General features: G+C 41.2%; 9 protein-coding genes. 3 read left to right on the top strand and 6 right to left on the bottom strand.

The features are described 5' to 3' along the window. Positions 1-97: 97 nt before the first annotated feature. Positions 98-6,634, top strand: a complete 6,537-nt coding sequence (locus BLO34_RS13070) for an MG2 domain-containing protein (RefSeq protein ID WP_090755925.1) — start codon at positions 98-100, stop codon at positions 6,632-6,634. A gap of 627 nt (positions 6,635-7,261) precedes the next feature. Here the strand turns inward: BLO34_RS13070 and BLO34_RS13080 are convergent. From BLO34_RS13080 to pepE, 6 genes are read right to left on the bottom strand one after another with little or no spacing between them, the layout of a single operon-like run. Then, positions 7,262-8,026, bottom strand: coding sequence for a M48 family metalloprotease (locus BLO34_RS13080; RefSeq protein WP_090755929.1), 765 nt, complete (start codon positions 8,024-8,026; stop codon positions 7,262-7,264). Between the two features lie 24 nt (positions 8,027-8,050). Further along, positions 8,051-8,749 carry a M15 family metallopeptidase gene (locus BLO34_RS13085; RefSeq protein ID WP_090755930.1) on the bottom strand — a complete coding sequence of 233 codons (699 nt, stop codon included), beginning with the start codon at positions 8,747-8,749 and terminating at the stop codon, positions 8,051-8,053. Next, positions 8,746-9,201, bottom strand: coding sequence for a GNAT family N-acetyltransferase (locus tag BLO34_RS13090; protein ID WP_090755932.1), 456 nt, complete (start codon positions 9,199-9,201; stop codon positions 8,746-8,748). The genes BLO34_RS13085 and BLO34_RS13090 overlap by 4 nt, the downstream gene beginning before the upstream one ends. After that, positions 9,185-9,718, bottom strand: coding sequence for a GNAT family N-acetyltransferase (locus tag BLO34_RS13095; protein WP_090755933.1), 534 nt, complete (start codon positions 9,716-9,718; stop codon positions 9,185-9,187). Before BLO34_RS13095 ends, BLO34_RS13090 begins: the two co-directional genes overlap by 17 nt. Beyond that, positions 9,718-10,005 carry a GNAT family N-acetyltransferase gene (locus BLO34_RS13100; protein WP_090755935.1) on the bottom strand — a complete coding sequence of 96 codons (288 nt, stop codon included), beginning with the start codon at positions 10,003-10,005 and terminating at the stop codon, positions 9,718-9,720. The genes BLO34_RS13095 and BLO34_RS13100 overlap by 1 nt, the downstream gene beginning before the upstream one ends. 15 nt (positions 10,006-10,020) lie before the next feature. Further along, positions 10,021-10,743: a dipeptidase PepE gene (gene pepE, locus BLO34_RS13105; RefSeq protein ID WP_090755936.1), complete on the bottom strand. Its 723-nt coding sequence runs from the start codon at positions 10,741-10,743 to the stop codon at positions 10,021-10,023. A 97-nt stretch (positions 10,744-10,840) separates the two neighbouring features. Here pepE and BLO34_RS13110 point away from each other — a divergent pair, with 97 nt between their 5' ends. Together BLO34_RS13110 and BLO34_RS13115 are read left to right on the top strand one after the other, a co-directional pair. Continuing rightward, positions 10,841-11,665: a carboxypeptidase-like regulatory domain-containing protein gene (locus BLO34_RS13110; protein ID WP_090755938.1), complete on the top strand. Its 825-nt coding sequence runs from the start codon at positions 10,841-10,843 to the stop codon at positions 11,663-11,665. Positions 11,666-11,729: 64 nt separating this feature from the next. After that, complete coding sequence (locus tag BLO34_RS13115) at positions 11,730-12,356, top strand: DUF6702 family protein (protein ID WP_090755939.1); 627 nt, start codon at positions 11,730-11,732, stop codon at positions 12,354-12,356. The last annotated feature ends 38 nt before the right edge of the window (positions 12,357-12,394 follow it).

A 12,394-nucleotide genomic window follows, 5' to 3' on the forward strand; every position in this document is an offset into this window, starting at 1 on the left:
AGCAAAAAGGATACCAATGTGTAAACGGTACGAGAATTGGTAGTCTTAAGCCGTGACCTTCCATTATTTTGGTAACTTTATTTAATAGCTAACTATCATGAAGCATTTTATCTTTCTCGCCGTTTTTTCTTTTTTTGGATTTCAAATGCTTACTGCTCAGGACTATACTGAGCAATGGCGAGAGCTCGAGACATTTGAAGCTGCAAACAAATTAGAAGACGCGCAGGTGATTCTGGATGACATCGCTTCTAAAGCCAAACGCAATAAAGATGAAACGCAGCTGGTCAAGGTATTTATTTTCCAGTCTAAATTCTGGTTGGTAAAAGAAGAAGACGCGCAGAAAAAAGTCATCGCAGAACTCGATCAACGCATCGCTTCCTCAAAATTCCCAGAGCGTAACATTTACTATTCTATTAAAGGTCAGCTTCTACAACAGTATCTAGATGAGAACAGATGGCGCATTAATGATAGAACCAATACAGAAGCTGGCGGAGATGATTTCATGGCTTGGGATCTTAAAACTTTTTACAGTGAAATCTCAGGTGTTTTTCAGAAGTCACTCGCAGACAGTGACAAACTTTCCAAAATCAATATCGCAGATTATGATGCGATCTTACAAATCAAACCACTAGGACGTGAATTGAGACCTAGTTTACTTGATGTGCTGGCCCATCATGCTTTAGATTTCTACAAAACGAGTGCTTACGGGATCACCATGCCACGCGATAATTTTACAGTGACTAAAGAGAATGGGTTCTTACCAACGGAAGAATTAATAAAATTAAAAAGACCAGCAAATGACACACTCTATTCCAGTTACGATGTCATCCAATTATATGCTACATTAGAGCAATTACATAAAAAGCGTAATGAGATACCAGCTTATCTAGGTGCGGTTGATGAACGACTGGAATTTGTCAAAGATCAGGTGATAAATAATGAGGATTTGCCTCAACTAGTGAGCTTATACAATAATCTGATCATTCAATATGCGGAAAATGGTGCCATAACTATGATCCAGCACAGTCTTGCAGAATATTATTTCCAGCGCTCAAATAATGCGGAAAATGACAATAAGCTTGCCCACCGTCAACAAGCTATAAGTATTGCAAAGGCGGCGATAGAAAAACATCCAGAAACTTACGGAAGCTTGCAATGCACCCGATTGTTATCTCAAATCTACCAGCCCAGTTTGAGTTCGCAATTGCAGTCTAATATTATTCCAAATAAACCTAGTCGTGGTGTGATTTCTTATCGCAATGCTACAGACGCAACGGTGTATTACATCAAAGTCGCTCAGGATTACGATCAAAAGAAGGGCCTTCGCGATTCCATTCACAACGCTACTTTTCAAAAGGCATTGAAAGCGAATTCTTTTGCTCATTTGGAAGTTGCTATGCTACCAAAAGGTGATGATACTTTTGATCATACCTATGAATATGCCATTCCAGGATTAGAGAAAGGGAAGTACCTGGTCTTGATCAAACAAAAGAATCAAGTGAAGTTGAGTTCAGGGACTTTTATGGATGTTTCAAATCTTGCATTGAGCAATCATAGCACGGCTGGTAATACGGTATTCACTGCTACTGAAAGGGATACTGGTAAGCCTATGGAAGATGTAATTGTAAACATTTTCAATGATGAAGCTAGGACTGCTAATTATAGAGGGAAAACCAATAAAGACGGTCAGGTCTCTTTTTTACTGAATAATGAGTATTACAACCGCAAGGTAGAGGCTTCTAAAAATGGCGATACCCTTTCAACACGATTTTACAACAGCTACTATCGAGACAACTCCGCAGAAACTGAGAAGCAGGTAAAGGCGTTTATCTATTTGGATCGAGCTATATATAGACCAGGACAGAAAGTGTATTTCAAGTCCATTGTGGTAGAGAATGAGAATAATAGATCTCGAGTGCTTCCTAACGAATCATTTAAAGTAGTTGTAGAAGATGTCAACGGAAAAGAAATTTTCACTCAAGAGCTAGTTACTAATGCCTATGGAAGCGTTAATGGTTCGTTCAACTTACCGTCTGAGGTACTGACAGGAGAATTTTCTATTTACTTAGAAAGCGATGAAGAAGGAAGTTATTGGGATAACGTTGATGACTATATGGACGGCGATATTTACTTTCAAGTAGAAGAATACAAACGCCCTAGATTTAAAACCGACTTCAAAGAAGTCACCGAAACTTATATTATAGGAGACAGCGTTAAAGTCACAGGTTTTGCAAAAGCATTACTAGGCAGCAACATTACAGATGCTCCTGTAGTATATACCGTGACACGTATCGCAAATGTTCCTTATTGGAAATACGGCTATATCCCAGTTGATCAACAGGTCATAGCAAACGACACCACCATCACAAAGGCAGACGGAACGTTTACGATACCATTTAAAGCATTGCCCGACTCTACACTCGTGGCTAAGGATATTGAATCCAACTACAACTACCGCATCGAGGCCAGCGTTACAGATATCAACGGAGAAACCAGAACGGCAGAAACTACAGTACGTGTGGGCTATAAACCTATAGAAGTTCAAATATCACGCAACGGGATGCTTACCGTGAAGAATAACGAGGTCCAAGTGATCGCCCGCAATCTGAATGGCAAACCAGTAAATGCCACCATCGAATTACAAATAAGAAGCAATATCAATAGCGATCATGTCATCGTAGAAAGCGGCCTAGAAGAGGCAGAATTCCATGAGCTTAATTTACAAGAGTACCGCAACCAATTCCCGGTGGCAGAATTGCGCAAAGAAGAAAAAACAGAAGATTGGAAAAACACGCCCATCATCTTTAAAACCACCATTACTACAGATTCATTGACCACCATTAAAATTCCAATTACCCAGCAATGGAAAAATGGGAATTACATCATTTATGCAAAAGCTGTGGAAGCAGGCAAGAATTTAAATCTAGATAACGAGAAGGGATTTGTAGAAGAAAAACAAGAAGCCCAAATCTGGGCAAACAAAGACCTGCCAGCAACACCTTCCATCATCAGTCATGATGTGAGCGTTGATGGAGACCAGGCAATCGTAAACTTTTACACCAGTACAGATGGAGTTTACATCTACCTGACCACTTACGATAGCAAACGGATATTAGAATCTAAATGGATCTATCTACCTAACGGTAAAACCACCATGAAATTTGCCATGGGTAAAGCGCTAGGTAAAGCATTAAAGTTTCAATATCACACCTACAAATACAATGATTTTAGATCTGGAAGTTTTGAGGCCACAAAACCAGTGAAACCCACGCAGCAGTTTGCAATCACGACGCAGGCTTTCCGCAATAAACTGTACCCTGGAGAAAATGAAGAGTGGTCATTTACTATAAAAGATCAGGACAGCACCGGCATGCAAGCAGAAGTTCTTGCCAGCATGTACGACAAGAGTCTGGACGAGTTTGCGAGCAGTTCATGGAGCGGTTTTAGTTTTTACAACCGCAACTATGACTTCTATCCATCCACGGCAAACGAATTGGCTGGAGCAACCACGGTTTATGTTTCTGCTGGATTGCCTTATGTTTCTGCGCCTTCTTTCTCGTTAGATAAAGAGCAGTTGAACTTATACGGCTTGACCTTCAAGAATTTTGAATATCGTTATAGAGATTATAAAAGAACGCTCTGGCGAAAGCTGACTCCAGTTGGACCTATTGCAGGTAAGATAGTTGGTAAGGTCACAGATGCATCCGGCTCACCTATTCTAGGGGCTTTAATTCTAATTAAAGGTACCAATATAGCAACTACAACTGATTTTGACGGAAATTATGTGATTGACGCCGAGCAAGGAGACTCTTTGGTAATCTCTTTCAGTGGTTATGACCCAGCAAGTATATTGGTTAAAGGAGCTGTTGAAAATATCTCACTTGAAACATCTTTAGATGCAGTTGTAGTTCAGGCATATAGAACTACAGCAAAGATTTCTTCACCAGCAGTTGAAGATCGTCCCAATGCTTCTGTTACCCAAAGGTTAGAAGGTCAAGTTGCAGGATTAAATGTTATCAGTGGTCAACCTGGCGCAAACACCTTGATTCAATTGCGAGGTGCTTCTTCTGTAAACGGAGATTCCGAGCCATTGATTATTGTAGACGGAGTTCCAATGACTGAAGCAGAATTTCGTGCAATTGACCCAAATAATGTTCAAGAAGTTGCCGTCCTTAAAGATGCAAATGCCACCTCCATTTATGGCAACCGTGGCGCCAACGGTGTGATTATTATCAGTACTAAAAAAGGGGTTTCCACGGCAGACATTGTGAATGAATACCTCGCACTTCAAAACGTACAGGTGCGCAAGAACCTCGATGAAACCGCTTTCTTCCTACCAGAACTCTATACAGACGAAAAAGGAAACTTAAAATTCAGTTTTACCTCGCCTGAGGCGTTGACGCAATGGAAGTTTAGATTGTTTGCGCACAACAAGCAGGCGCAAACGGCACAGTTTGAAGGAATGGTGCAAACGCAAAAGGAGCTGAGTCTCGTACCGAATCCGCCGCGATTCTTGAGGGAAACAGATACGATTAGATTCTCTACCAAAGTGGCAAACCTTTCCGGTAAACCTATGAGCGGTAAGGCGACACTAAAATTATTTGATGCATTGACCATGCAACCTATTGATCAGGAATTAGGGAATGCGCAAAACATTCAATCTTTTGAGGCAGCAACTGGAGGAAATGCATCAGTAAACTGGACTTTCCATATTCCTAAAGGAACTCAGGCGGTAACGTACCGTGTTCTCGCTACATCAGGAAACTTCTCTGACGGTGAGGAAAATACGCTGCCAGTATTGACTAACAGGATGCTGGTGACTGAAAGCCGTGCGCTTTGGGTACGTGCCGGTGAAACGGAAAGCGTAACCCTAGACAAGTTGGCCAATAGTCCGTCCAGCACGAGAACCAATCACCAATTGACTTTTGAATACACCTCAAACCCGTCGTGGTATGCAATCCAGTCGTTGCCCTATTTGATGGAGTTTGAACACGAGTGCAGCGAGCAAACTTTTTCCAGATACTATTCGAATGCTGTTGCTGCCCACATTTTGAACAGCAATCCTAAAGTGAAAGAAGTCTTTGAAAGCTGGGCGGCAAACGATGTGCCCGCCAGCAACCTTGAGAAAAACGAAGAATTAAAAAGTGTCATTCTTGCTCACACACCATGGTTGCGCGATGCACAATCAGAAGCCGAAAAGCAAAAGCGTCTCGCTACCTTATTTGATCTCGCCAGAACCGCTCGCGAGAAAAAGAAAACCCTAGCAAAACTGGAAGCGCAACAAATGGGCGATGGTGGATTCCCATGGTTTGCTGGTGGCCGTTTCAGTGAGTACATCACAAGACATATCGCAGCTGGAATAGGGCATTTAAATAAGCTGGAAATCAATGATGGTGACCGTCCACAGACAGATCGTATTTATGAAAATGCTATAAAAGCCTTGGATCGCTCCTGGGAAAAGAGCTTCAACGAGTATTTGAAAACGAATAAAACGCTTGATAAATACATTTTTGGCGTGGATTACTGGCATTATCAATATGCCCGTAGTTTCATGAAGGATCAAAATCTTACTGGAGTATTGAAGACTGGTCGTGAGTTCGCTTTCGCGAAAGCGGAAACCAATTTCTCTTCACAATCCATTTACCAGCAATTATTGATGTCTATAAGTCTAGAGCGCGCCGGCAATGGGATCCTTGCCGAAAAAATTGTGGAAGGTCTAAGACAAACTGCTGTAAACAGCCATGAAAACGGAATGTACTGGAAAGAAAACGTGACGGGTTACAACTGGTATTCCAGTAATATTGAGACGCAAGCACTGGCGATAGAGACCTTTAGCGAGGTAGGAAACAATGATAAAAACGTGGAGGAATTGAAAGTCTGGTTGTTGCAAAACAAACGCACCAACCGCTGGAAATCCACAAAAGCCACTGCAGATGCGACTTATGCATTATTGCTGCAAGGCAACCAATTGCTGGACGTACAGGAAAGCAATGTCATAAAATGGGGTGACAAAGCGATCCCAGAATCGCTGATGGCAGATGTGAAGAAAGAAGCTGGAACCGGATATTTCAAAGTGTCGCTCAAGGAAGAAGAAGTGAAGCCAGTCTACGCTAAGGTTGAAGTGAAAAACGAAAGCGAAGTCACAGGATATGGCGGTTTGTACTGGCAATATTTTGAGGACCTGGATAAGATCACCGTGGACGATGACCTGCCTATGTCCATCAAGAAGCGACTATTCAAAAAGGTAAATACAGATTCTGGAAAGAGATTGGTAGAGATTACCGCTGATGATGCTTTGGAAATAGGTGATTTGGTTACTGTCCGCATGGAAATACGATCTACCAAAGACCTGGACTTTGTTCATTTAAAAGATATGCGCGCCAGTGGTTTTGAACCTGTAGATGTTATTTCTAAATACAAATATCAAGATGGTTTGGGCTATTATCAAAGCACCAAGGATGTGGCAACGCACTTCTTCTTTGACCAATTAAAACCTGGAACCTACGTTTTTGAATACGACGTGAGAGCAAACAACGCTGGCCAATTCTCCAATGGGATCACAGAATTGGAATGCATGTACGCTCCTGAATTCTCTAGCCATAGTGAAGGAGTCAGAGTCACGATTAAGGAGTAATTAATATTTAACACATTCTTTCTGGACCTGCCTGCTGCAGGCAGGCTGACTCTCGAAGCGGCTGCATTTAGTTTTTACGAAGATGAAGCCAGTAAATCAATATCGAGCGGCAATCGAGATATGGTTTTACGACAATCTTTTAGCAAGTCGAAACGCTCCTTCTCGACTACCGCTCGAAGCAGCTACATCTGGATAAAGTTTCTGTCATGCTGAACTCGTTTCAGCATCTTTTTGTATCTAGTTTCAATGACAGTTTATGTTTGAATGTGTGATGGAGCATGGTATAAATCTCCAATTATACGCTTGTTCTTAATTGCAGCTCGAAGCGGCAGCATTTTAGTTTTAATAAAGTTTAATCCAGTAAACCAATATCGAGCGACAGCCTGCCTGCAGCAGGCAGGTCGAGATATAGTTTTACCACGATATTTTAGCAAATTAAAACGCTTCTTCTCGATTGCCGCTCGAAGCGGCTACACAGGAAAACAAGCCTTTGTCATGCTGAACTCGTTTCAGCATCTTTTTTTAAGGAACTATAATTTCTGAAATAAAATAAAATCTGTAATCTTTTTAGTACGGCAGTCAATACTATTCTTAATTCTTACCTCTCAACTCTCAACTCAACAACGATCACTGATACTTCTCAATCGATTCCTTAATGCGCTCAACGCGGTTTGCCGGATCTGGATGCGTGCTCTGGAATTCTGGAACTCGGTTGGGTCCACCAGCAGCGGCTAGAATTTCCATAACGCCTATCATTTCATAAGGATCATAACCTGCATCGATCATCATTTTGACTCCGAGATCGTCACTTTGCAATTCATCATCGCGACCATATTTCATGGTCAACATTTGTGCAATGGCCTGTGCAGCTTGTCCGCCACCTTCTGCAGCTACAGAGACTCCTGTGATGACTCCATTGGCAAGTCCTTGTTGCTGTATGCGCTCTGCGCTGTGTCTTGCGATCACGTGTCCTATTTCATGACCCATCACACCCGCTAGCTGATCTTCATTTTCCAACTGACTGTATAGTGCCGCGGTAATAAAGCATTGTCCGCCAGGTAATGCAAATGCGTTAATGGTTTGATCATCTGCGAGAAGATGAAAATCCCAATTGTAATCTGTGTTTTGAGCGATGCTGCTTTGAACCAGTTTCATTCCAACACGATCCAATTGATCTTGCGCTTGCTGGTTTTGAAGCAATCCGCCATGTTGTTGCATCATACTGGGAGCAGCACTCAATCCCATGCTAATTTCTTCTTCAACGGTAAGATCTACGTATTGTTTCTGACCTGTGAATTCGTTAATGGTCTCGCTCGAGCAGAATTTAAATACTGCGAAAGCAACAATAGCTAGTCCTATAAATAGTTTGAGTTTACCTGATCCGCGTCTCATTATGGTTGTTTTGGGGACTTAAAGTTACTCTTTTTCGGGAAGTAGTTTTGGGTTGATTCCTTGAATGTGTTCTTGATAATATCTTTCCAACCTTGCATCACTGATCTGATCCATTCCCATAATATTTTCTGACCTTAGAAAGTTTACAAAATCGATCTGGCTCAAATATTCTTGTAAATAAACCTTTGATACTGGTGCATAACTATAATGCCACGGTTCGTATTCAAAACCTGTTCGGTTGTTATTTAATGAGTAGACTAATTCAAAACCATAAGTGATAGAGTTTGCATCCATCCAATCCTTCAATTTGCAAAAAGGCCCATCACCGTGATATTTACTGGTTACCAGAACTGAGCCTGTATAGTTGGCATTGCCGTCAATCAGATCCATATCGGTTCCCCAATGGTGTCTGGAGGTTCCTGGAACCGTAGAATATTCCACGATTTTATCAAAGATGGCATCAGGTTGTAGACCTTGAGCTTTATACTTTTTGTATTTCCCATTCCAGATTTGGCGTTGTCTATTGAAACTGCGGTATCCTGAAGCAACTTCTATCTTGATGCCGTCTTTCAAGGCAGCCACTTGCATTTTTTTTAATGCCGATTGTGTTTCTCTTTCAAGTGAATTAGAAGTGTTGGAAGATTGACCGGTCAACACATCAGGAGCTATTTGTGCTTGAGTTATCAAACCAAACAGAGCGAATACGACAATGATAATCTTCATAACTGCTTATACATTTTAAAATGGGTTCCTATCAGTGGCACTTCAAAAGCCGATCCATATTTCTCAAATCCAAGGCGTTCATAAAACGGAACTGCTTTAATTCGAGCATTGAACCACAACAGGTCAACACTATTGGCTTTCAATTTTTTTATTCCTTCCTGTAGCAATTTAGCGCCAATTCCTTTTCCCTGTTGATCTGCAACCACGCCCATCCCACGTAACTGGTAATAGCTTGCATCTGATGCAACTGAGAACGGTAAATCAACTGGTTCTGATTTCAAAAAAGTTGCAACTCCTACATGTAAATCGCCTTCAAAAGCTCCTAAATGAAAAGTCGTCTCCAGATCATCACCATCCATAGCGCAATCTTCTATCGGTCTTCCAACCCTTAAGACGACATGGCGCACGCTGTATGTTTCAAGCGCAGATATTTCTTTAATGGTTATAGGCATCTCTTGTCAATTTATAATAACGTCCTGGCAATATTCCATCCCATAGAAATCTATGATCCATTGAAAAGCCTAGTTTTTCTGCAACTCGTTGTGAACCTATGTTTTGCTCATGGACGTGTGCTATGATTTGGTTTTTATTGTGCGATTCGAAAGCAAATTTCAGCATCTCTTGACACGCCTCTGTGGCGTTTCCTTTTCCCCAATGAGATCGAAGCAATCGATAACCGATGTCTGTTATTTGCGTTGCTTCATGGGTTTTGATTCCGCAAAAGCCTAGGAACTCGTTGGAACTTTTTTCAATAACGGCTAGGCGTCCCATTTGGTATTTCTGAATCTGCCCTCCTGGGTTATCAATGTAATCGGTGATGAATTCTTCGGCAGCTTTGATGGAGTTAAACGGTATGTCGCCAGTGTAGCGCATGACTTCCTCATCAGCATTCATTTGGTAAAATAAAGCTGCATCACTTAATTCAAAGGGTCTTAAGAACAACCTGTCCGTTTCAAAATGCAGATTCATTAAATGCGCACATCGCTCCATTCTTCATGCTGGTCAAAAACGACTTCAGCAAATGGGCAAAGTGGATTGATTTTAAGATTGTTCGCTTTCGCGTAAGCGTAACTCTCCTCAATCATTTTACCACCTAAACCTTGATTTTCGTGCTCTGGTTGTACCTCAGTATGATCGATGGTCATCACATCATCTTCAAGAGAATAGGTAAGTTCTGCAATGGTTTGCTCACCTTGCTTTAGGAAAAATATACCACGACGGTCGTTCTGTTTATGTTGGATGTTATCTGTATTCATGGTGTGTAGTTAAATTTAGAAGTTTAAGTTGAGTGTTGCAATGTTCGTTTCGGGAGCAATTTCAATAGGCGTTTTTCCTGCAAGAAAAACACGGGCATGAAGGCTTCCTTTAAGAATTTCCTGTTTGTCCTGCACATCAAGGTAGCTGCCCTCGCGCAATCCTATGACGGGAATGTTATTGTAAACATGAAACTCCTTGATGCGTTGCTCGCGTGTCTCGCCCATGTGTTGATCGCCAGCAATGGGATCCTGATAATGCGGATTGATATTATAGGCCAGCGCACCGGTAGCTTTAAAGCTGGATGGTTCTACCACAGGCATATCATTGGTGGTTCTTATATTGAGACCGCAAATATTGCTTCCTGCACTGGTTCCCAGATAAAAAGTACCTGAATACATCGCTTTGCGCAATGGTTGTATCAATTGCTGATCATGAAGCATTTTGATGAGCTGAAAGGTGTTACCGCCACCGGTAAAAATGCCTTGTGCATTTTCCATCGCTTCAACTGGATTTTCAAATTCATGAATTCCCTTGACTTTGACATCTATCCTTTTGAAAAACTTACGTGCTCTAGAGGTATATTCATCATGCGAAATGCCACCAGGTCTCGCGAACGGAATAAAAAGCAACTCCTCAATGGAATTGTCTTTTAATCTTTTAGTAAGAATAGGCGTCAAATACTCCAGATAGCCGCTGCCATAAAGCGTCGATGTACTGGCAACAATCATATTACGCATGACGTGTAGTTGGTTTTAACCAAAGGTATTTAACAAATTTCAGGCAATGGGCACCGCTCACTCTTTATAACTTTATATTAGTATTTAACAACATCCCATGAAGTACCTATTTCTATTTTTATTAATCAGCAGCGCGGTAGTCGCACAAGATCGCATCCAATTGGAAGGCACCATTCTAGGCGTTACTAAAGAGCCTCTGGAAGGCATTACTATTTTCAATGGCAGCACCTTAGAAGGTACGGTGACTAATGAAGATGGCAATTTTTACATCGATGTGCGTGCAGGAGATAAGCTTTCCTTTAGTGCGGTTCAATACGATCCATTTACGGTGACTGTCACTGCGGCTACCGTTGAGAAGGGAACTACATTACTTACTTTTTCGCAAGGTGTAAATTTACTGGATGAGGTGGTTGTAACAGATGAATCTGTAGTTGTAGCGGTAAAGAAAACGGAGATGCCAGAAACAGGACTTGATCAGGTAAGTGAGCGCAACATTCGTGTTGCGGCCGTAGATCGCATTGAGAATACTTTTTCTGATCGCATACGCCAGCCAGAGGAAATTCCATTGGAAAACACTGCTTTTAACCAGAGCCAGCTGCGATATAATTCTTTCAACCTGGTAGGTTTGCTAGGTGGATTATTGATCAATGGAGCATTGAGCAATCTAGACTTGAGCGTTAATGCGCCCAGCAAACAAGAAAGCCGATTCAAAGAGGTATTGTTGCAAAATGAGTACAGCACAGAATATCTGGTGGATTACCTTGATATTCCTGAAGATAAATTGTTTGAATTCATGGTTTTCGCTCAGGAGAAAGGCTTGAACAAAGCGATGTTATTACCAGAAAATGAATTCCAATTGTTGCAGTTTCTAGACGCGCAAGCCACGACTTTTAAGAAACGATTGGATACAAACAAGGAGTAATAACTTTTAGGCATTGTTATTGTTCAAAATAGAGTGGCTCTTGCCGTAATCACATGATTATTCTATGAAATTAAATAAGGCTTCCGCGTTTATGGCGGCAATTTTTTGTTCCGTTTTTAGTAGTGCGTTTCCTATCAATACAGATGGAAATGTGCAAAGCGATGTTGAAGAATATCGCTTTCGCACTTCGACTGCGCTCAATGTGAACTTCTTCGACATTTCATTTCTTGAAAGCGAAACAACCCAATTAGATCACAAATACTATCTATCTGTTTCTAATGTGAAATACAATCAAAAAAGCAAGGCGCTGCAAATGGTATCCCGTTTTTTTATCGATGATCTGGAAGATGTTCTCAACGAGAGAATGGATAAAAAAGTAACGCTAGGAAACGCAGATGGACTTGAGGATTTAAAGCCTATTCTTAATCGATATATTAGTAATAGACTGCGCGTCAAAGTGGATGGTTCTAGCGTTGAACCTAATGTAATAGGTGCAGAATATGATGCAGATCAAATCATTGTTTACATCGAATTGCCAGTCGCGAACCAGCCCAAATCTGTTGAAGTAAGTTACAAAGCACTATTTGAGCTGTTTCCAGATCAAAAAAACTTAGTCCATTTCAAAATAGGCGATAAACGTAAATCACTACTAAACAGTATGGATACTCCTACAGATCGCGTAAACTTTTAATACTTTACGGTAAAACGATCTCATTATTCTTAATTTAG

Source organism: Nonlabens sp. Hel1_33_55 (assembly GCF_900101765.1).
Lineage (GTDB): Bacteria > Bacteroidota > Bacteroidia > Flavobacteriales > Flavobacteriaceae > Nonlabens.